This is a genomic window from Nocardioides sp. zg-1230 (assembly GCF_013155335.1).
In the GTDB taxonomy this organism is placed as follows: Bacteria; Actinomycetota; Actinomycetes; order Propionibacteriales; family Nocardioidaceae; genus Nocardioides.
Window position 1 is genome coordinate 685,894 of sequence record NZ_JABJQZ010000002.1, and the last position, 19,710, is coordinate 705,603.

Annotated in this window: 18 protein-coding genes; 8 read left to right on the forward strand and 10 right to left on the reverse strand. The window is 71.9% G+C overall.

Going from position 1 to position 19,710, the window contains the following annotated elements:
- The first annotated feature begins 12 nt into the window (after window positions 1-12).
- Window positions 13-918: an FAD-dependent oxidoreductase gene (locus HOO61_RS11330; RefSeq protein ID WP_172258765.1), complete on the forward strand. Its 906-nt coding sequence runs from the start codon at window positions 13-15 to the stop codon at window positions 916-918.
- On the forward strand, window positions 911-1,525 hold the full coding sequence (locus tag HOO61_RS11335; protein WP_172258766.1) for a histidine phosphatase family protein: 615 nt from the start codon (window positions 911-913) through the stop codon (window positions 1,523-1,525). Before HOO61_RS11330 ends, HOO61_RS11335 begins: the two co-directional genes overlap by 8 nt.
- On the opposite strand, the gene HOO61_RS11340 is transcribed toward HOO61_RS11335, so the two are convergent.
- Window positions 1,515-1,967, reverse strand: coding sequence for a DUF952 domain-containing protein (locus HOO61_RS11340; protein WP_216658791.1), 453 nt, complete (start codon window positions 1,965-1,967; stop codon window positions 1,515-1,517). The two genes, HOO61_RS11335 and HOO61_RS11340, sit on opposite strands and share 11 nt — an antisense overlap.
- A gap of 636 nt (window positions 1,968-2,603) precedes the next feature.
- Window positions 2,604-3,290, reverse strand: coding sequence for an endonuclease NucS (gene nucS / locus HOO61_RS11345; RefSeq protein ID WP_172258767.1), 687 nt, complete (start codon window positions 3,288-3,290; stop codon window positions 2,604-2,606).
- Between the two features lie 24 nt (window positions 3,291-3,314).
- Between nucS and HOO61_RS23720 the strand changes: the two genes are divergently transcribed.
- Both HOO61_RS23720 and HOO61_RS11360 read left to right on the forward strand, forming a co-directional pair.
- Window positions 3,315-4,409: a GNAT family N-acetyltransferase gene (locus HOO61_RS23720; protein ID WP_216658792.1), complete on the forward strand. Its 1,095-nt coding sequence runs from the start codon at window positions 3,315-3,317 to the stop codon at window positions 4,407-4,409.
- 46 nt (window positions 4,410-4,455) lie between these two features.
- On the forward strand, window positions 4,456-6,249 hold the full coding sequence (locus HOO61_RS11360) for a 3-hydroxyacyl-CoA dehydrogenase family protein (RefSeq protein ID WP_172258768.1): 1,794 nt from the start codon (window positions 4,456-4,458) through the stop codon (window positions 6,247-6,249).
- Between the two features lie 8 nt (window positions 6,250-6,257).
- Here HOO61_RS11360 and HOO61_RS11365 read toward each other — a convergent pair whose 3' ends face one another.
- Window positions 6,258-6,719 carry a VOC family protein gene (locus HOO61_RS11365; protein ID WP_172258769.1) on the reverse strand — a complete coding sequence of 154 codons (462 nt, stop codon included), beginning with the start codon at window positions 6,717-6,719 and terminating at the stop codon, window positions 6,258-6,260.
- A 65-nt stretch (window positions 6,720-6,784) separates the two neighbouring features.
- Entirely contained in the window at window positions 6,785-9,202 is a 2,418-nt protein-coding gene (locus HOO61_RS11370) for a helix-turn-helix transcriptional regulator (RefSeq protein ID WP_172258770.1), read from the reverse strand.
- Window positions 9,203-9,450: 248 nt separating this feature from the next.
- Here HOO61_RS11370 and HOO61_RS11375 point away from each other — a divergent pair, with 248 nt between their 5' ends.
- Together HOO61_RS11375 and HOO61_RS11380 are read left to right on the forward strand one after the other, a co-directional pair.
- Window positions 9,451-10,221 carry a hypothetical protein gene (locus HOO61_RS11375; protein ID WP_172258771.1) on the forward strand — a complete coding sequence of 257 codons (771 nt, stop codon included), beginning with the start codon at window positions 9,451-9,453 and terminating at the stop codon, window positions 10,219-10,221.
- Window positions 10,222-10,285: 64 nt separating this feature from the next.
- Window positions 10,286-11,053 carry an alpha/beta fold hydrolase gene (locus HOO61_RS11380; RefSeq protein ID WP_172258772.1) on the forward strand — a complete coding sequence of 256 codons (768 nt, stop codon included), beginning with the start codon at window positions 10,286-10,288 and terminating at the stop codon, window positions 11,051-11,053.
- A gap of 15 nt (window positions 11,054-11,068) precedes the next feature.
- Here the strand turns inward: HOO61_RS11380 and HOO61_RS11385 are convergent, their stop codons facing one another.
- On the reverse strand, window positions 11,069-11,605 hold the full coding sequence (locus HOO61_RS11385; RefSeq protein WP_172258773.1) for a CGNR zinc finger domain-containing protein: 537 nt from the start codon (window positions 11,603-11,605) through the stop codon (window positions 11,069-11,071).
- A 38-nt stretch (window positions 11,606-11,643) separates the two neighbouring features.
- On the opposite strand from HOO61_RS11385, the gene HOO61_RS11390 reads away from it, so the two are divergent.
- On the forward strand, window positions 11,644-12,648 hold the full coding sequence (locus HOO61_RS11390) for a DMT family transporter (protein ID WP_367650129.1): 1,005 nt from the start codon (window positions 11,644-11,646) through the stop codon (window positions 12,646-12,648).
- Here the strand turns inward: HOO61_RS11390 and HOO61_RS11395 are convergent.
- From HOO61_RS11395 to HOO61_RS11415, 5 genes are all read right to left on the reverse strand, one after another.
- A complete protein-coding gene (locus HOO61_RS11395; protein WP_172258876.1) occupies window positions 12,626-13,972 on the reverse strand; it encodes an AI-2E family transporter in 1,347 nt (448 codons plus the stop codon). The genes HOO61_RS11390 and HOO61_RS11395 overlap by 23 nt on opposite strands.
- A complete protein-coding gene (locus tag HOO61_RS11400; RefSeq protein ID WP_172258775.1) occupies window positions 13,969-15,327 on the reverse strand; it encodes a hypothetical protein in 1,359 nt (452 codons plus the stop codon). The genes HOO61_RS11395 and HOO61_RS11400 overlap by 4 nt, the downstream gene beginning before the upstream one ends.
- A gap of 150 nt (window positions 15,328-15,477) precedes the next feature.
- Window positions 15,478-16,818, reverse strand: coding sequence for a crotonyl-CoA carboxylase/reductase (ccrA, locus tag HOO61_RS11405; protein ID WP_367650130.1), 1,341 nt, complete (start codon window positions 16,816-16,818; stop codon window positions 15,478-15,480).
- A gap of 115 nt (window positions 16,819-16,933) precedes the next feature.
- Entirely contained in the window at window positions 16,934-17,383 is a 450-nt protein-coding gene (mce, locus tag HOO61_RS11410; RefSeq protein ID WP_172258777.1) for a methylmalonyl-CoA epimerase, read from the reverse strand.
- A gap of 87 nt (window positions 17,384-17,470) precedes the next feature.
- Complete coding sequence (locus HOO61_RS11415; RefSeq protein ID WP_172258778.1) at window positions 17,471-18,229, reverse strand: LamG domain-containing protein; 759 nt, start codon at window positions 18,227-18,229, stop codon at window positions 17,471-17,473.
- Between the two features lie 261 nt (window positions 18,230-18,490).
- Between HOO61_RS11415 and HOO61_RS11420 the strand changes: the two genes are divergently transcribed.
- Window positions 18,491-19,696 (forward strand): acetyl-CoA C-acetyltransferase, encoded by a 1,206-nt coding sequence (locus tag HOO61_RS11420; protein WP_172258779.1) that lies wholly within the window; start codon window positions 18,491-18,493, stop codon window positions 19,694-19,696.
- Window positions 19,697-19,710: the final 14 nt, after the last annotated feature.

Below are 19,710 nucleotides of genomic sequence, written 5' to 3' on the forward strand. Positions count from 1 at the left end.
CAGACTGCACCCATGGGGCGCGTCATCGTCGTGGGGGCCGGGGTCGTCGGACTGACCTGCGCCGTGCGGTTGCTCGAGGCGGGGCACCGCGTGGACGTCGTCGCGCGTGACCTGCCGCTCGAGACGACCTCCGCGGTGGCCGCGGCCCTCTGGTACCCCTACCGCGCCCTCCCGCAGGACCGCGTGACGGCGTGGGGGAGGACGTCGTACGACGTCTTCGCGATGCTCGCCGCCGACGAGCGGACGGGGGTGCGGATGCTCACCGGCACCGAGGTGCTGCGCGAGCACCAGCCCGACCCCTGGTGGCGCGGCGCGGTGCCGTCGCTCGACCGCGAGACGGCGCTGCCGCCGGGCTACGCCGACGGTTGGACGTTCGTCAGCCCGGTCGTCGACATGCCGGTCTTCCTGCGCTGGCTGGTCGCGCGCGTGGAGGAGCTCGGGGGCACCCTCACCCGGATGAACCTGTCCGCGCTGCCCGCGGACGGGAGGCTCGTGGTCAACGCCACCGGTCTCGGCTCCCGGCACTTCGGCGCGGACCCCGCCGTGTACCCCGTGCGCGGCCAGGTCGTGGTCGTCGAGCAGGTCGGCCTCGACCGCTGGACGCTCGACAGGTCCGGGCTCACCTACGTCGTCCCGCGCACCCACGAGGTCGTGCTCGGCGGCACGGAGGTCGAGGGGGAGTGGAGCCGCACCCCCGACCCGGCCGTCGCCGAGCAGGTGCTGCACCGCGCGACGGCGCTCGTCCCGGCCCTCGAGGGCGCCCGGGTGCTGCGGCACAAGGTCGGGCTGCGCCCGGCCCGCCCCGGGGTGCGTCTCGAGCGGGTGGGTGACGTCATCCACTGCTACGGCCACGGCGGCGCCGGCATGACGCTGTCGTGGGGCAGCGCCGACGAGGTGGCGGGCCTGGTCGATGGGTGACCTCCAGTGCGCCGCCCGGGTGATCGTGGCCCGGCACGGTGCGGCCGACTACGAGAGCGAGCTGCTGAGCGATGCCGGCGGCTGGCTGAGCCCGCTCGGACGCGTCCAGTCGCGCGAGCTGGGCGACCGCCTCGAGGGCGAGCGGATCGCCCGGGTCTGGACCAGCGACCTGTCGCGCGCGGTGCAGACCGGGGAGATCGTCGCCGCGCGGCTCGGCGTCGACGTCGCCGTACGCTCCGGTCTGCGCGAGTTCGGCGTCGGTGACGCGGCCGGGACCACCGGTGACCCAGATCCCTTCGCGGCCACGTTCGCCGCCTGGCTGGACGGCGACCTCTCCGCCCGCATCCCCGGGGGCGAGAGCGGGTTCGAGGTGGTGGAGCGCTATCGCGCCGTGCTCGACGAGGTCGCCGACGCGCACCGGGGCGAGTCGGTGCTGGTGGTCAGCCACGGCGGCGTGATGTGCATGGCCCTGCCCCTGCTGGCGCGCAACCTCGCGCCCGACCACACCCGCGACCTGCCGCTGCCCAACTGCGGCGTGGTCGCGCTCGAGGCCGACGCCGACGGCTGGGTGGCGCGGTCGTGGGCGGGGGAGCCGGTCAGCGGGTGACGCCGAGCGCCCACAGCAGGATCGCGACGCCGAGCATCACGACCAGCGCCAGCCCCATGCGTACGGCCATCCCCTTCACCCACAGCGACGTGAGCGTCTCGGGCCGGCCGCGCCGGTCGAGCGGCGTCACGTCGACGACGGCCCCGCGGTCGATGGGCCCGTAGACGTGGGGATAGGTGTCGTCGCCGACCGCCTCGACCCGAACCTCCGCCGCGGTCAGGCGCTCGGGGGCGATCGTGAGCAGCACGAGGTGCTCGCCCGCGCCGCGGTAGTAGCGGTCGAAGACGCCTGGCACCTGCTCACGCCGGCTGGCGTGGATGAAACCCTCTTCCTCGAGGGTGCGCCCGATCGTCGAGGTGGTGTAGGTCCCGGTCTCGAGCGTCCGTCGCCAGTCCGCGGCCGTGGCGATGTGGAAGATGCGCTCCGGCGGGCTGGCTGTCACCGTGCGAGGGTAGCGACAGGACTGGTCGGACAGCGCCGGTTGGGGCCGCACGATCCGGCTTATGTGCGACCAGTTCCCGCGTGTCGCGATCTGGACACCGGCGAGTCGTGGACGGGTGCTGGCCGAGTGGCCCCGCTCACCTGCGTCGACGGTCTCGCGGGCCGAACGACGGCGGTTCCTTGCTGTGGGCCACGGCCACTGCCTCGAAGACCTGCTGAACGACACTCATGAAGCGGTCGCAGTCGCGCTGACCCCGTGTTCGAGTGTCCTCTGGATCGTCCTGCTCGGAGCGGAGCATCGCTCTTCGAGAGCATGGCCCTCCTCGGTGGTCATGGTGGCGGACACCGGGACCGTCCCACCTCGCGCTCTTCCGAATTGGAGGCGCAGCAAGGCGCTGAAGAGCAAGGTCAATGGCTCGTCAAGGACCTCGATGCTCTCGAGCCGGGAAAGGTCACCATGTTCTCGCCGTGGCGTCAGGTTGCTGGATCGGGACATGCGTACCTCCTGGGGTGGGTTCCACAGGACGGTCCCACCCATGTCCGACAGCGGGGCCGTGGCTGCCCCGGGGGCTGTGGACAACCTCTAGGTGGTGACTCGCGCCGTCCGCGTGCCCTGGACCGGAGGCTCAGAGAGCCATCAGAAGAGCCGGTGCTCGGCGTCGTCCATCCCGCGGAGGGCGTCGTAGTCGACGAGCGCGCAGGCGATGCCCCGGTCGGTGGCGAGCACGCGGGCCTGGGGCTTGATCTCCTGGGCGGCGTAGATGCCGCGGACCGGCCCCTTGCTGGTGAGCAGCGGGTCGCGGTTGAGCAGCTCGAGGTAGCGGGTGAGCTGCTCGACGCCGTCGATCTCACCACGCCGCTTGATCTCCACGGCGACGGAGAGGCCGTCGGCGTCGCGGCACATCAGGTCGACCGGTCCGATGGCGGTCATGTACTCCCGACGGACCAGGGTGAGGCCCTCGGCGAGGCTCGCCGGGTGCTCCGCGAGGAGCTCCTGCAGGTGCTTCTCGACGCCGTCCTTCTGCAGGCCCGGATCCACACCCAGGTCATGGGAGGTGTCGTGCAGCACCTCGTCGATGAGGATCCGCAGGGTGTCGTCGGACTTCGTCGCCGTCACGAGCCACTCCGCCTGGCCGTCCTCCGAGACCCCCTCGCGCACGGTGCACGGCGGCGACATCCAGTTGAGCGGCTTGTAGGAGCCGCCGTCGGAGTGGATCAGCACTGATCCGTCCGACTTGAGCATCAGGACGCGGGTGGCGAGCGGCAGGTGGGCCGAGAGCCGTCCGGCGTAGTCCACCTGGCAGCGTGCGACGACGATCCTCACGACGGGCGAATCTACAGTGACCTCGTGACCGACCACGCATTACGCCCCGCGCGAGCGAGTGACCTCCCCCTGCTCGCGGCGATCGAGGACTCCGGTCTCGCGATGTTCGAGGACGCACTCGGTGACCTCACCGGCGACGCGCTCGCCTCCCCGGCCGTGAGCGGGCACGACCGGGCGGCCGAGCCGGGCTTCATCCTGGTGGCGGGGGACCCCGCGATCGGCTTCGCCCACGTCGTCGACCTCGAGTCGCACGCCCACCTCGACCAGATCTCGGTGCACCCCGACCATGCGCGACGCGGCGTCGGGACCGCGCTGCTGGAGGGCGTGGCGGAGCGGGCGACGCTCAAGGGGCACGGTGCGCTCACCCTGACGACGTACGCCGACATCGCGTGGAACGCACCCTTCTACGCCCGGCACGGCTTCACCGAGTTCGCCGACGACGACCCGCGCACGGCCTCCCAGCTCGCGATCTCGGCGAACGAGGAGCGGCTCGGGCTGTCGCGACACGGTAGGCGGATCTGGATGCGGCGGGTGCTCCGTCCGCACCGCACGACCGACGAGATCGCCGGTTTCCTGCCCACGGTCGATGCGAGCCCGCGAGACGTCGGCGTGCTGCGCGCGGTCGTACGCCGTCCCGGCCCGGGCGCGCGGGAGGTGCTCGGCGTCGGCCACCTCGACGTCACCGCGGGCCTCGTGGGGGACACGTGGGTCGAGCGGGGGAGCCGCCGGACCGCGGACGGCTCGCCGCACCCCGACATGCAGCTCAACCTGATGAACCACCGCCTCATCGAGTTCCTCGCCCAGGAGCCCGGGCGCGAGCAGCTGGCCGGTGACCAGATGTTCGTCGACCTCGACCTGTCGCACGACAACCTCCCGGCCTGGAGCGAGCTGCACATCGGCGGTCCCGACGGCGCGGTCATCGTCGTCACGGATCAGCCCCACAACGGGTGCGGCAAGTTCATCGCCCGGTTCGGCAAGGACGCCCTGGCCTTCGTCAACGGTCCGGAGGGCAGGCCACGCCGGCTGCGCGGGCTGTGCGCCAAGGTGGTGCGTCCCGGCCCGGTCCGACCGGGGGACGAGGTCCGGGTCGTCCGCCCTCAGGCGACCCCGGCGGAGTGACGCTTCCCACATCCGTGATGCCGGGACGGCATGGGAGCATGCGTCCATGACTGAGACGGCTACCCGCGAGTTCACCACCGTCGGCGTGATCGGCCTCGGCACCATGGGTGCCGGCATCGCCGAGGTCTTCGCCCGCAACGGCTACGCGGTCGTCGGCGTCGAGGTCAACGAGGCAGCCGTGCAGCGCGGGCGCGAGCACCTCGAGCACTCCACCGGGCGCGCGGTGAAGCGCGAGAAGATGACGCAGGAGCAGGCCGACGAGCTGCTCGGCCGGATCACGCTCACGACCGAGATGAAGGACCTCGCCGACGCCGACCTGGTGGTCGAGGCCGTCATCGAGTCGCTCGAGGTCAAGAAGTCGATCTTCCGCACGCTGGACGACATCGTCCGCCCCGACGCGATCCTGGCGACCAACACCTCCTCGCTGAGCGTCACCGAGATCTCGACCGCCAACGCCCGGCCCGGACGGGTCGTGGGCGTCCACTTCTTCAACCCCGCCCCCGTGCAGAACCTCGTCGAGATCATCCGCACCGTCGTCACCGAGCCCGACGTGCTCGCCGCCGTGCAGTCGCTGCTCGTCGACCTCGGCAAGAACCCCGTCGTGTGCGGCGACAAGGCCGGCTTCATCGCCAACACGCTGCTCTTCGGTTACCTCAACCACGCGGTCGCGATGTACGAGGGCAAGTACGCCTCCCGCGAGGACATCGACGCCGCCATGCGCTTCGGCTGCGGCTACCCGATGGGCCCGCTCGCCCTGCTCGACCTGATCGGTCTCGACACGGCGTACGAGATCCTCGACACGATGTACAAGCAGGGCCGCGACCGCCTGCACGCGCCGGCGCCGATCCTCAAGCAGTACGTCACCGCGGGCCTGCTCGGTCGCAAGTCGGGCCGCGGGTTCTACACCTACGAGGCGCCCGACAGCCCGGTCGTCGTCGCCGACGCCCACACCCCGAGTGCGGACGACAAGCCGCAGCTGCGCCACGACATCTCGCTCGTCGGCGTCGTCGGCACCGGCACGATGGCCTCGGGCATCGTCGAGGTGTTCGCCAAGGCGGGCTACGACGTGCTGTTCACCGGCCGGGGCCAGGACAAGGTCGACGGCGTGGTCGCCACGATCACGAAGAACTTCGACAAGCAGATCCAGCGCGGGCGCGCGACCGAGGAGCAGAAGCTCGAGGTGCTCGGCCGGGTCCGTGGCACCACGTCGCTCGACGACCTCAAGGACGTCGACCTCGTCGTCGAGGCCATCGCCGAGGACCTCGCCATCAAGACCACGCTGTTCGAGAACCTCGACGAGATCTGCAAGCCCGGCGCCATCCTCGCGACCACCACGTCGTCGCTGCCGATCATCTCCATGGCCAAGGTGACCAAGCGTCCGCAGGACGTGATCGGCATGCACTTCTTCAACCCGGCGGCCATCATGAAGCTGGTCGAGGTGGTGTCCACCGTCGCCACCGACGAGGCCGTCACCGAGACCGTGCTCGCGCTGTGCGAGAAGGTCGGCAAGGTCGCGGTACGGTGCGGCGACCGCTCCGGCTTCATCGTCAACGCGCTGCTCTTCCCCTACCTCAACGATGCGGTGAAGATGCTCGAGGCGCACTACGCCACCGCCGACGACATTGACACCGCCATGAAGCAGGGCTGTGCGCTGCCGATGGGGCCGTTCGAGCTGCTCGACGTGGTCGGCAACGACGTCTCGCTGGCCATCCAGCGCGAGCTCTACCTCGAGTTCCGTGAGCCGGGCTTCGCCCCGGCCCCGTTGCTGGAGCACCTGGTGACGGCCGGCTACCTCGGACGCAAGACCGGTCGCGGCTTCCGCGACTACAGCGCGCGCTGACGAGCTGGTCAATCGAGGCAGAACTCGTTGCCCTCGGGGTCCCGCATCACGAGGTGACCGGCCGTCATGGGCGGGGCGGGCTCGTGACGCTCCACCCGCGAGGCACCGAGGGCGACGAGGCGCTCGCACTCGGCCTCGAGGGCGGCCATCCGCTCCTCACCCCCGAGACCGGGGGCGGCGCGGAGGTCGAGGTGGACGCGGTTCTTGGCGGTCTTGCCCTCGGGCACCCGCTGGAAGAACAACCTCGGTCCGGCCCCGTCGGGATCCTCGGCCGCGGACCGGGAGTTCCACTCCGACTCGGGCACGCCGATCTCGCCGAGGAAGTCGTGCCACGCGTCGAAAGGGTCCTGCCCCGGCGCGAGCTCGCGCCCGGGCGGGCCCGGGTTGACGTAGCCCATCGCGTCGGCCCAGAAGCGGGACAGCGCCTCGGGGTCGTGGGCGTCGAAGGTCACCTGGATGGTCCGGCTCATACCGGCATCCTGCCGCGGACCACCGACAGCGGCACCCCCACGGAGGACGGGCAGGAAGTGCCCGGTCAGCGGTTGTCGACCACGAGCGCGGCGAGCCGGGCGCGCGTGTTGATGTCGAGCTTGCGGTAGATGTGGGTGAGGTGCGCGTCGACCGTGCGGGGCGAGACGTAGAGCTCCTCCGCGATCTGCCGGCTCGTCAGACCGTGCGCGACCCGTTCGGCGACCTGCCGCTCGGCGGCGGTGAGGGCGTCGAGCACCGACGGCCTCGCCGACGTGGTGCGGCTGAAGACGGTGGTGATCAGGGCGACGCCGTCGGTGGAGAGGTCGTCGCCGTCGAGCCATTCGTCGGGTGCCCGGTGGGCCGGCACCACGTCGTAGTCGGCGGAGTAGCCCCAGCGCACCGCCTTGCGCGGCGTCCGCAGGGCGAAGGCCGCCGCGGCGAGGTCGCGCGCCTCGGGGAGGTCGCGCGCCCGGGCGACCCCGGCGAGCCCGTCGAGCACGTCGGCGGCGCGCAGCGGCAGGCCCATGGTGCGGCAGTGGTCGAGGGCCGTGAGGTACGTCGTCGTGGCCTGGTCGAGGTCGCCGAGGTCCACCAGCGCGCGACCGAGCAGCAACCGCGCGTCGACGCCGTCGCGACCCAGGCGGGCGGAGTCGGCGAGCGCCACGACGTCGGCCGCCAGGCCCGCGGCCCGCTTGGCGTCGCCCCGGACCAGCAGGTCGCGACCGTCCTGGGCGAGCACCGGCAGGCGGACGGCCCACGGCAGCGTCTCGCGGACGACGTCGGTGGGCACCCAGGACGGGTCGAGGTTGCGCAGCAGCGTCTCGGCGAGCAGCCCCACCCGGTCCTCGGCGAGCTCGCGGGCCTCGACGACGACGGCGCGCGTGGCGGCGATCGCCTCGGCGATGCGTCCCTGCTCGAGCGCGATCCGGGCCAGCACGGTGCGCAGCGACAGGTCGATCCATCGCTCGTCGCCGGTGGTGCGGGCGGGCATCGCGGCGACGGCGGCCTCCGTGGCCTCGGCGAAACGGCCCTGCGAGGCATAGACGTCGGCCAGCGTGCGGGTGGCCTGGCGGGTGATCGAGCCGTCGGGGTCGAGGTCGATCGCGCGCCTGGCCTCGACCTCGGCACTGGCCAGGTCGCCGGCGTCGAGATGCATCTCGGCCCGGATGGAGGCGGTCTTGGACAGCTGCTCCTCGGGGATGGGCGCGGCCGAGGCGTGCTCGTCGGATCGCGCGAGCAGCCACAGCCCCTCGTAGGTGCCGCGCATCTCCGAGGCCGCGATCCCGGCCCGTCGGGCGATCTGGGCGCCCATGGCGGGCGGTCCGTCCCCGCTCGAGAGGGCGCCCTCGAGGATCTCGACGGCCTCCCGGGCCCGCATCGAGGTGTAGAGCGAGGAGAAGATGCGGTTCGCGACGGAGTAGCCGTCCGCGCGGGTGGCCGGGTCCGCGCACGCGGTGAGCACGGCGTGCCGCATCGCCGGCAGGTCGCCCAGCCACTCGGCGTCGGCCGCGCCGTAGTTGTCGTGCTCCGGGGCGTGGGCCTGTGCCCACGCGAGCAGCCCGGCGCGGACCGCCGCCTGGTCCTCGGGCGTGGCCAGCGCCCGGGCGCGACCGCGGATGGGCGAGAGCATGTCGAAGTGGCCCTGCGGGTCGAGCTCGAGCAGGCTGCGCCGCACGAGGTTGCCGGCGATCTCGGCGGCCTCCGGCACGGAGACGTCCAGCACGCGGGCGAGCACGCCGAGCCCGACCTGGAAGTCGAGCAGTCCGATGCGGCGCAGGGCCGTGGCGCTGGCCTCGTCGAGGAGGTCGTGGGCGGAGTCGACGGCCTGGTCGAGGCTGACCGCGGACATGGCGTTGCTCAGCCCGACGAGTGCGGACTGCACGGCCACCTGCTCGATGAGCAGCGGCAGCCCGCCGGTGGCGCGCAGCAGGCGGCGTACTTCGTGTGCCTGCTCCGCCAGGTCGACCTGCTGGCCGCCCGCGGTGCGGATGCGGCGCAGGAAGAGCTCGACCGCGGGTCCCTCGAGCGGGGAGCGCTGGGAGGGCACCGGCAGCGGTCCGACGCGTACGACGGACTCCGCCGGCTGGCTGGCCGTGGTCAGTGCCGTCACCACCACGCGGGCCTCGTGGGTGGCATCGAGCACCGACTGGAGCACCGGGCCGGCAGCGGTCGTGTCGAGGTCGAGCCCGTCGAGCACGAGGAGGCACTCGCGTCCGTCGACCGCCCGACCCAGGGCGCCCACCAGGGAGTCGCCGGGCGCGGTCTCGGCATCGAGGCTCTCCAGGGCCGCGACGAGCACGTCGTCGATGGTGTGCAGGTTGCGCGCGTCGACCCACGAGGCGGCCGCGGTCGCCGCGACGTGGCGCACCAGCAGCGTCTTGCCGCTGCCGGGCGGGCCGACGACTGTGACCCATCGCGACTCCTCCAGTGCTTCGTGCAGCGCGCGCTGGACGTCGTCACGACCGAGACAGGGGGACAGCACGAAAGGAATCTATCGCTCCTTGGCGCAGGAGTTACGTAGGACTACGGATGCCGGGACCGGGCGCTTCGCGGGAGTCTTCTCGTACGCCGAGGGCATCGAGGCCGCGCGAGGGGATGGCCCCGCTGCCCACCGGCCGCTTGTCGGAGCAGGTCGCACATCGTCGGGGGTCGATGGGCGGCCTGCTCTTGCAGGTCCGAGCCACCCGAGCCAGCCCGCGTGACCTTGCCGCCGCTGCGTACTCTGGGGCCATGGAACTCGTGCTCCTGCTGGTCGTCATCGGCGGCCTCGTCGCGGTCGCCGTCGGCGCGGGCAAGACGAGCAAGAAGCGAGAGCTGGCGCGTGTCGAGTCCGAGGTCGCACCGGTGAAGAAGCTCGCCGAGGAGGACGTCACCGCACTCGGCGTGGAGCTCCAGGACCTCGACATCGAGATGGCAGGGCAGCCGCTCGACGCGGGCGCCAACGCCGACTACCAGCGCGCCCTCGACTCCTACGAGTCGGCCAAGACGGCCGCTGCCGCGCTGACGCGCCCCGAGGACGTCAAGCACGTCACCGAGATCCTCGAGGACGGTCGCTATGCGATGGCGTGCGTGCGTGCGCGGGTGGCGGGGGAGCCGCTGCCGCAGCGCCGGCCGCCGTGCTTCTTCGACCCCCGCCACGGGCTGTCGGTCGCGGACGTGCCGTGGACCCCGCCGGGCGGCGCGCAGCGCGAGGTCCCCGCGTGCGCGCTCGACGTCGAGCGGGTGCGTGCCGGCGCCGAGCCCGACATCCGCAAGGTGATGGTCGGTTCGCGGCGCGTCCCCTATTGGCAGGGAGGGCGGGCCTACCAGCCCTACGCGCAGGGCTACTTCGGCGCCTTCTCGCCGATGGACTGGATGTTCATGGGCATGCTCTTCGGCGGCGGCTTCGACGGCCTCGGCGAGGGCATCGGAGCGATCGGCGAGGGCCTCGGCGACATGTTCGGCGGCATCGGCGACGGCATCGGCGGCATGTTCGACGGCTTCGACGGGTTCGACTTCTGAGTCCCCACCCTCACCGTCGAGGGTCGGTGGCCGTGGCCAGACGCCCCTGCGGGAGGATGGGCCGGTGAGCCTGCACCGCACCGAGCTCGGCGAGTCCGGGCCCCGCGTCGTCTTCTGCCACGGCCTCTTCGGGCAGGGCAAGAACTGGACGCAGGCGGCGAAGGCCCTCAGTGCCGACCACCGGGTCGTGCTCCTCGACATGCCCAACCACGGGCGCTCGCCCTGGACCGAGACCTTCGACTTCCTCGAGCTGGCCGACCTCGTCGCCGCCGACCTGGGCGACGAGCCGGTGGCCCTCGTCGGACACTCGATGGGCGGCAAGATCGCGATGTGCCTCGCCCTGCGGCACCCGGAGCTGGTCGAGCGGCTCGTCGTGGTCGACATCGCCCCGGCGGCGTACGAGAGCGGGCGGGAGTTCGTCGGCTACATCGAGACGATGCGTGAGCTCGACCTCGGCTCCCTGGGCAGCCGCGGCCAGGCGGAGGCGGCGCTCGAGGAGGCGGTGCCCAACCGGGTCGTGCGCAGCTTCCTGCTGCAGAACCTCCGACGCACCGACGACGGCTGGCACTGGCAGGTCAACCTCGACCTGCTCGGCGAGGAGATGGCATCGCTCGTCGGCTGGCCCGCGGAGGAGCTCGGTGACGCGTCGTACGACGGCCCGGTGCTGTGGGTGGGCGGCGCCAACTCCGACTACATCTCCGACGACTACGCGCCGGAGATGGACCGCCGCTTCCCGCGCAACCGGCGGGTGCTGGTCAAGGACGCCGGCCACTGGGTCCACTCCGAGCAGCCCGAGGTCTTCCTCGAGGTGCTGCGGCGCTTCCTGCCCTGAGCCAGGAGCCGCCCTTCAGGTGCGCTGGCGCGCCCGGTAGGCCGCGACGGCCTCGCGGTTGCCGCACGTGGTCGAGCAGTAGCGGCGCGACCGGTTGCGGGACAGGTCGAGCACGACGTCGTCGCAGTCGTCGGCCGCGCAGGTGTCGAGCCGGGACATCTCGTCGGCCCGGATGACGTCGACCATGGCCATCGCGGTCTCCACCACCACGCGCTCGTCGAGCGGCCGGTCGGGGTCGACGGCGTGGAGGTGCCAGTCCCAGTGGTGGTGGCGCTGCAGCTGGGGGAGCGCCTTGGCCCGCGCGAGCATGTCGTTGACGATGGCCGCCGCCTCGTCGCGGTCGGCGAGCAGCAGCGACCGCAGCGCGGGGCGGAGCCGGCGTACGGACTCGAGCTCGTCGGCGGTCGCGTCGTGCCGTCCCGTGTAGGGCCAGGAGGCGAGGAACGCCGACAGGTCGTCCACCGAGCCCAGCGGCTGGCCGGGCTCGTCGGTGGAGTTGACCAGCGCGACGGCTGCCTGCAGCGACGCGTCCGTGTCATCCGTGAAAAGCATGTTGACACATTACAGGAGTCGCGCCTACGGTCATGACCGTGACGGCTTTGACCCATGACACCCGATCGTCCCGGACCGCGGCCGGGCTGCTGCTCGCCGTGGCGTCCGCCGTGACCTTCGGCATGTCCGGGGCACTCGCGCGCGGACTGCTGGACACCGGCTGGAGCGCCGGCGCAGCGGTGACCCTGCGCACCTCGCTCGCGGCCCTCGTCCTCCTGGTGCCGGGCCTGCTGGCGCTGCGCGGACGGATGCACCTGCTGCGCGCCAACGCCGGGCTCGTCACCGTCTACGGCATCACCGCGGTCGCCGGGGCGCAGCTCTGCTACTTCTACGCGGTCACCTACATGCAGGTCAGCGTCGCGCTGCTGCTGGAGTACACCGCGCCTGTCGCGGTCGTCGTCTGGCTGTGGGTGCGCCACGGCCACCGCCCGTCCGGTCTGACGGTGCTGGGTGCCGTGCTGGCCGCGGGCGGGCTGGTGCTCGTGCTCGACGTGATCTCGGGTGCCGAGCTCAGCACCGTGGGAGTGCTGTGGGCGCTGGGAGCGATGGTCGGCGCAGCGAGCTACTTCATCATCTCCGCCGACGAGGGCAACGGCCTGCCGGGCATCAGCCTGGCCGCCGGCGGCCTCCTCGTCGGGAGCGTCGTGCTCGGGACGGCCGGTGCGATCGGCGTCCTGCCGTTCGACACCTCGTCCGCGGACGCGGCGTACGACGGCTTCACGCTCCCGTGGTGGGTCACGGTCGTGCTGCTCGGGCTGGTCACCGCTGCCTTCGCCTACGTCACCGGCATCCTGGCCGGACGTCGCCTCGGCAGCCGGCTGGCGTCCTTCGTCGCCCTCGGCGAGGTGCTCGCGGCCGTCATCTGGGCGTGGCTGCTCCTCGGCGAGCTGCCCCGCCCGATCCAGCTGGCCGGGGGCCTGCTGGTGCTGGCCGGCGTGGTCGTGGTCAAGCTGGGTGAGGGGCGGGCGCCGCTCCTGGTCGAGCCCCTGCCGGAGCCCGAGCCGGAGCCGGAGCACGACCTCAGCGGGCGTCCTGCCGCTTGAGGAACACCTCGCGGTGCAGGAGCAGGAGCGCCGCGGCGACCGGCACGGCCAGCAGGGCGCCGACGATGCCCAGCAGCGATCCGCCGACGAGGGCGGCCACCACGGTCACCGACCCCGGGATGTCGACGGACTTCTTCATGATCCGCGGGTAGATGAAGTAGGACTCCACCTGCTGGTAGGCGATGTAGTAGACCAGCGCCACCAGTGCGACGGTCGGGGAGACCGTCAGCGCCAGGAGCGTCATGAGCGCTCCTGACACGAACGCACCCACGACCGGGATGAGCGAGAAGAGTCCGACGACGAAGGCGAGCGCGAAGGCATAGTCGCCCAGCCCGACGACGAACGAGAAGATCAGCGTGCTCAGGCCCGCGCAGACCGCGACGAGGAAGGCGCCGGCGACGTAGGCGCCGGTGGAGCGGATGATCTTGTCGCCCAGCTCGCTGACCCGCGGACGCTTCGAGGCGGGCGCGAGGGAGTAGGCGGCGTGCTTGATGCTCGGCAGCGAGACGAGGAAGTAGATCATCAGCACGAGGACGATGAAGCTGTTGGCCACGGCGGAGAGCACGCGAAGGCCCACGCCGAGGGCGCCGCCGAAGACACGCTCTCCGAAGTCGCCGTTCTGGACGTACTCGCGCACCTTGGCGACGACGTCGAACCTGTCGTCGAGCCTCTGCACCTGGGCGTTGCTCTGCAGGTCGTCGAGCCAGCCCGGAGCGTTGCGGGTGATCGCCGCGATCTGCTCGCTGATCACCGGCGCGATGGCCACGACGAAGAGCGACAGGACGCTGATCACCACGACGAGCACCAGAAGCACCGACAGGCTGCGCCGCAGACCGCGACGCATGAAGAGCTCGACGGTCGGGTTGAGCCCGATCGCGAGGAACATCGACATCACCAGCAGCACCAGGACCGAGGAGATGCTGAGCAGCTGCTCGCTCAGGAAGACCGCGAGAAGCGCGCCGAGGGCGCCGAAGAACCCGATGTTGAAGGGGGAGTGCCGCAGCAGCAGCGGAGCCGGGGCCGGCTCGGCCGGGACGTACGGCGCCGGCGTGTCCTCGTCGACGACCAGGTCGGTGGCGTCGTCGATCTTCTCGGCGATGACGGAGGCGGAGCGGGCCGACTCCTCGGCCGCGTCTGCTGCTGCCTCGGCGCGGTCGGCGTCGTCGTTGACCTGGTCGACGACCTCCTCGAGCGCCTGGGGGAGCTCGGCGGGGTCGTCAGATGCCCGGCGCAGCGCGACCGTCGCGTCCGAGGCAGGGCGTGGGTCGTCCGAGCTGCCGGGGTCGGAGGTGATGCGCTCCCGGAGTCGCTCGCGCCAGCTCAGGACTCGTCCTCGCCGAAGCCCGCGACCACGTCGCGCAGGGCACCGAGCTGGGCGGTGATGGCGTCGCGACGCTTCGCGGCGCGGTCGACCTCGGCCTGGATGTTGGCCAGCTCCCGCTCGGCCTCGGCCACCCTGGTCGCCCCGATCGAGTCGGCCTGGGTGCGGGCCGAGGCGACGATCTGCTCGGCCTCGCGCCGGGCCCGGGTGAGCAGGCCCTCGGACTCCGTCTGGGCCTGCTGGCGGTGGGCGTTGGCCTGGGCCGTGGCCTCGCGCGCCCGCTGCTCGGCGGCGTTGGCGCGGGCTTCCGCCTCGGCGACGAGGCGCTGCGTCTCCGCGGTGGCGTTGCTGTGGTGCTCGGCGGCCTCACGGGTGAGCCGCTCCTTCTCCACGGCGAGGGTGCGACGCGCCTCCTGGACCTCGCGGTCGGCGGCGGCCCGCGCCTGCTCGGCCTCGCGGGTCGCGGTCACGCGCATCTCGTTGGTCTCCTGCTGGGCGGCGAGGCGGACCTGGTCGGACTCGCGGCGGGCGGAGGCGAGCAGGTCCTCGGCCTCGGCCTTGGCGAGACCGCGCTCGGTCTCCGCGTCGGCGGTGAGCCGCGAACGCATCTCGTCGAGCTCCTTGAGCTGGACCATGCGCATGTCGTCGGCCTCGCGGGCGGCGTCGGCGCGGATGCTGTGGGCGTCGCGCTCGGCCTGGGCGCGGATCTCGTCGGCCTCACGACGCGCGGCGGTGCGCACGTCGGCCGCCTCGTCCTCGGCCATCTTGAGCATGGAGGTGGCGCGGCCACCGAGCCCGGCGTAGGTCGGGTTCGTGTTCTCCGCGACCTCCCGGCGCAGCCCCTCGAGCTCGGCCTCGAGCTCGATGACGCGCTCCTCGCTGCTGGCGAGGCTGGTGGCCAGTCCGGACTTCTCGCTCAGCAGCTGGTGGACGCGCTGGTCCACCGCCGACTTGTCGTAGCCACCGCGGCGTACGACGGGGAGGGGAGCGGCGGTCGTGGTGGGCACCGCGGGGCGCGGCGCGGCCGGGGGGACCACCGGTGAGCGCCGGGTCGCCTCGGTCTCGGACGGTGCTGCCGAGGTCGGGGCGCTCGCGGCTGCCGGGGCATCCGGGGTCGGAGCCGGCGCAGGGGCGGCGGGGGCGGACGGGGACGTCGGCCGCGCGGGTGCCGCGGTCGGCTGGGGAGCCGGCTTGGCGGGGGTGGTCCTCGGCTCGGCCCGAGGTTCGTCCCTGGGCGTGACGGGCAGCACCTGGGTCTCCTCGCCGGCGGTCGCACCCGCGGCGGGACTACTCGAGGTGGCCTTGCCGTCGGCGGACTCCGGCTCGTCGAAGATGGACAGGCCCTGGTCGGAAGCCATGGTGAGGCACCCTCTCTCACGTCGTACGGACTGCGTCGGTGCCAGTCTCTCCGATGCCCCTCAAAAGACACACCCCGGCTCGCGGGCGACTTCGATCGAGTCGCGCGAACCGGGGTGTGAAAGGTCTCAGGCCCGAGACCCCACGCGGGATCAGACCCCGCGGAACCTGTTGATGGCGCTCTCGTGCTGGGCCCGCATCTCGTGGTCGAGCACTCCCAGACCCTCCTCAGGGGCGAGGCAGAGGACGCCGACCTTGCCCTGGTGGGCGTTCTGGTGGACGTCGAGCGAGGCCTGGCCGACCTCGTCGAGCGTGTAGGTCTTCGACAGGGTGGGGTGGATCTTGCCCTTGGCGATGAGGCGGTTGGCCTCCCACGACTCGCGGTAGTTGGCGAAGTGGCTGGAGATGATCCGCTTGAGGTTCATCCAGAGGTAGCGGTTGTCGTACTCGTGCATGTAGCCGGAGGTCGACGCGCAGGTGGTGATGGTGCCGCCCTTGCGGGTGACGAACACGCTCGCACCGAAGGTCTCGCGCCCCGGGTGCTCGAAGACGATGTCGATGTCCTCACCGCCGGTGAGCTCACGGATGCGGGCGCCGAAGCGCTTCCACTCCTTCGGGTCCTGCTGCGTGCCCTCGTCGTTCCAGAACTTGTAGCCCTCCTCCGAGCGGTTGATGATCAGCTCGGCACCCATGCTGCGGGCGATCTTCGCCTTCTCCTCGTTGGAGACCACGCACACCGGCGTCGCGCCGCCGTTGAGGGCGTACTGCGTGGCGAAGCCGCCGAGGCCGCCGGAGGCGCCCCAGATGAGGACGTTGTCGCCCTGCTTCATGTCGCCGCCGTTCTTGCTGACGAGCTGGCGGTAGGCCGTGCAGTTGACGAGGCCGGGGGAGGCGGCCTCCTCCCAGGTGAGGTGCTCGGGCTTGGGCATCAGCTGGTTGGCCTTGACCATCGCGACGTCGGCGAGGCCGCCGAAGTTGGTCTCGAAGCCCCAGATCCGCTGCTCGGTGTCGAGCATCGTGTCGTTGTGGCCGTCGGGGCCCTCGAGCTCCACCGAGAGGCAGTGGGCCACGACGCGGTCGCCGGGCTTCCACTTCGTGACGCCCGGCCCGGTCTTGAGCACGACGCCGGCCAGGTCGGAGCCGACCACGTGGTAGGGCAGGTCGTGGCGCTTGGTCAGCTCGCTGTTGCGGCCGTAGCGCTCGAGGAAGCCGAAGGTGGAGACGGGCTCGAAGATCGAGGTCCACACGGTGTTGTAGTTGATGGCGCTCGCCATCACGGCCACGAAGGCCTCACCGGGTCCGAGCTCCGGCAGCGGCACCTCCTCGACGTGGAGGGACTTGCGGGGGTCCTTCTCCTTGGCGGTGAGGCCCTCGAACATGTCCACCTCCTCCTTCTTCACGAAGGCGGCGCGGTAGGAGTCCGGGAGCTGGAGGCTCGCGAAGTCCTCCGAGGTGGCGTTGCCGGACTGGATGGCGTCGAGGATGTTCTGCACGGGTGTCTCCTGGTGAGGCATCGGGTGAGGCATCGGTGGCACGGGTGGCGGTCAAGATACCGGCGAGTAACCTCGAGCGGTCGGAGGTGTGACGTACGTCGCTGCGGTGACGGCGTCAGTGCGGGTGGGCGGCGGGCTCGACGAGCTCGACCAGCACGCCGCCGGCGTCCTTGGGGTGGATGAAGTTGACGCGGCTGTCGGACGTGCCGCGCCTCGGGGCGTCGTAGAGCAGGCGCAGGCCGCGCGAGCGCAGCACGTCGGCGACGTGCTCGACGTCGTCGACGCGGAAGGCGAGCTGCTGCATGCCCTGGCCGTTGCGCTCGAGGAACTTGGCGATCGTCGACTCGGGCGTCAGGGGCGCCAGCAGCTGGATGCACGAGCCGGAGTCGCCGACGCCGACCATGGCCTCACGGACGCCCTGCTCCTCGTTGACCTCCTCGTGGATGACCTCCATGCCGTAGGCCTCGCGGTAGAAGGCCGTCGCAGCGTCGAGGTCGGGCACGGCGATGCCCACGTGGTCGATGGCGGTGAACAGGTGCCGGACGTCGCTCAGCTCGGGGGTCATGGGCACATGCTGTACGACGCCGGGCGCGGGGGCGAGGGTGTGTGACGGTCGCCACTCCCGCGCCCCCGGCCGGCTCCCCGTCCGCGTCTACTGGGCCAGGCCGGCGTCAGGGTCGTAGTGGCCGATCACCGCCGCGGCGTCGATGTCACCGATGAACCCGAGCGGGCTGGCGCACGGGCCGACGTAGTCGCCGAGGTAGAAGTCGTCGGCAGTGGGCATGCCGTAGTAGACGCTGACCGGCGCGGCGACCGGGGCGCCCACCCGGGCGCCGTCGACGTAGAGACGCAGCTCCCCGCCGTTGAACGTGCCCCGCACCGTGTGCCAGGCGCCGTCCCAGAGGTCGGGCCCGGCGTCCGCGGACAGGTGGACGCTGCTGCCGTCGGAGACGTAGAAGGCCAGGCCGCCGGACGCGCCGGTGTAGAGGCCGTAGGACGCGTTCTCGCACTGGAAGGCACCCTTGGACAACAGGTAGCGGAACTGGCCGGGGCCGGTGCTGCGCACCCGGGCCAGCACGGTCACGCCGTCGGGCTCGAGCGACGGCGCGTCGGCCATCCGCACGCTCTGCGACCCGGCGAACCGCAGGGCCGCTCGCTTCAGGAACAGGAAACGGGGGAGCGAGACCCACGTCGGGTCGTGCTCGTCTGCCTCGGGGGTCGATCCGAGCTGGCCGCGGTTGCCGTTGAAGGAGAGGTCGTGGGCGACCTGGCCGGATCCCTCGTTGAGCAGCCAGAGGCCGGCCAGGTCGTCGGTGCGGGCGCCGGCGGGCGGGGCGGCCAGCGCCACGGCGAGCGCTGCGGCCGTGGCCACGGCCGCGAGGGAGGTGGAGGTACGGCGGAACCGGTTCATCGAAGCACTCCTCGGGTGGTGGGGGTGAAGGCGATTTCCCGAGGACCGCGACTGGGGAAAATCCCACCACGTCGCCTCACCTGTAGGGGTGGGCGGAGGGGGGGCTCCCACATTTTGGTGATCCCTCGTCGAGGTGGCCGGTCATGTGACGAGCGCCTCACCCTGCCCGGCGGGGACACCCTCCCGGCGGGGCCGCCGTGGTGGGTAGTGTCCGAAGGAGCACGACCCCCCAATCTCGAACCGATCGCTGGAGGCACCGTCATGTCCGACTCGGCCCACTCAATCTCGGTCATCGTCGCGGGGGCTCGCACCCCGATCGGCCGGCTGCTCGGCGGGCTGAAGGACCAGTCGGCCGCCGACCTCGGCGGGGTCGCGATCAAGGGCGCCCTCGACAAGGCGGGCGTCACCGGCGACCAGGTCGACTACGTGATCATGGGCCAGGTCATCCAGGCCGGCGCCGGCCAGAACCCCGCCCGCGTCGCCGCGGTGAAGGGCGGCATCCCGATGTCCGTGCCCTCCATGACGATCAACAAGGTGTGCCTCTCCGGCCTCAACGCGATCGCGCTGGCCGACCAGCTCGTGCGTGCGGGTGAGTGCGAGATCGTCGTCGCCGGCGGCATGGAGTCGATGACCCAGGCCCCGCACTTCCTGCCGAAGTCGCGCGAGGGCGTGAAGTTCGGCGACGTGAAGCTGGTCGACTCCATGGCCTACGACGCCCTCTTCGACCAGTTCACCTCGCAGGCGATGGGCCTGCTCACCGAGGAGTGCAACGCCGCCGGGGCCAACCTGACCCGCGAGGAGCAGGACACCTTCGCGGCGTACTCGCACCAGAAGGCCGCCGTCGCCTGGAAGAACGGCGTCTTCGCCGACGAGGTCGTCCCCGTGGAGATCCCGCAGCGCAAGGGCGACCCGGTCGTGGTGAGCGAGGACGAGGGCGTCCGGGGCGACACCACCGTGGAGTCCCTCGGCAAGCTCCGCCCGGCCTTCAGCAAGGACGGCACCGTCACCGCAGGATCCGCGTCGCAGATCTCCGACGGCGCCGCGGCCGTGGTCGTGATGAGCAAGGCCAAGGCCGAGGAGCTGGGCCTGACGTGGCTCGCGGAGATCGGTGCGCACGGTCAGGTGGCCGGCCCCGACTCCACCCTCCAGCTGCAGCCGGCCGCCGCGACGGCCAAGGCGTGCGAGAAGGAAGGGATCTCGCCCGCCGACCTCGACCTCGTGGAGTTCAACGAGGCGTTCGCCGCCGTCGGCATCGCGTCGGCGCGCGAGCTCGGCATCGAGGACGCCAAGGTCAACGTCAACGGCGGCGCGATCGCGCTCGGTCACCCGGTCGGCATGTCCGGCACGCGGGTGGTGCTCACGCTCGCCCTCGAGCTGCAGCGCCGCGGTGGCGGTGTCGGCGCGGCCGCATTGTGCGGCGGTGGCGGCCAGGGCGACGCCCTGATCGTCCGCGTCCCGTCTGCGTGAGGAACCGGTGACGT

Excerpts from the sequence above, each read along its gene's own strand:
- HOO61_RS11330 (WP_172258765.1), top strand. The coding sequence starts at position 13 with ATGGGGCGCGTCATCGTCGTGGGGGCCGGGGTCGTCGGACTGACCTGC.
- HOO61_RS11335 (WP_172258766.1), top strand. The coding sequence starts at position 911 with ATGGGTGACCTCCAGTGCGCCGCCCGGGTGATCGTGGCCCGGCACGGT.
- HOO61_RS11360 (WP_172258768.1), top strand. The coding sequence starts at position 4,456 with ATGACTGAGACGGCTACCCGCGAGTTCACCACCGTCGGCGTGATCGGC.
- HOO61_RS11365 (WP_172258769.1), bottom strand. The coding sequence starts at position 6,719 with ATGAGCCGGACCATCCAGGTGACCTTCGACGCCCACGACCCCGAGGCG.
- HOO61_RS11375 (WP_172258771.1), top strand. The coding sequence starts at position 9,451 with ATGGAACTCGTGCTCCTGCTGGTCGTCATCGGCGGCCTCGTCGCGGTC.
- HOO61_RS11385 (WP_172258773.1), bottom strand. The coding sequence starts at position 11,605 with ATGCTTTTCACGGATGACACGGACGCGTCGCTGCAGGCAGCCGTCGCG.
- HOO61_RS11400 (WP_172258775.1), bottom strand. The coding sequence starts at position 15,327 with ATGGCTTCCGACCAGGGCCTGTCCATCTTCGACGAGCCGGAGTCCGCC.
- mce (WP_172258777.1), bottom strand. The coding sequence starts at position 17,383 with ATGACCCCCGAGCTGAGCGACGTCCGGCACCTGTTCACCGCCATCGAC.
- HOO61_RS11415 (WP_172258778.1), bottom strand. The coding sequence starts at position 18,229 with ATGAACCGGTTCCGCCGTACCTCCACCTCCCTCGCGGCCGTGGCCACG.
- HOO61_RS11420 (WP_172258779.1), top strand. The coding sequence starts at position 18,491 with ATGTCCGACTCGGCCCACTCAATCTCGGTCATCGTCGCGGGGGCTCGC.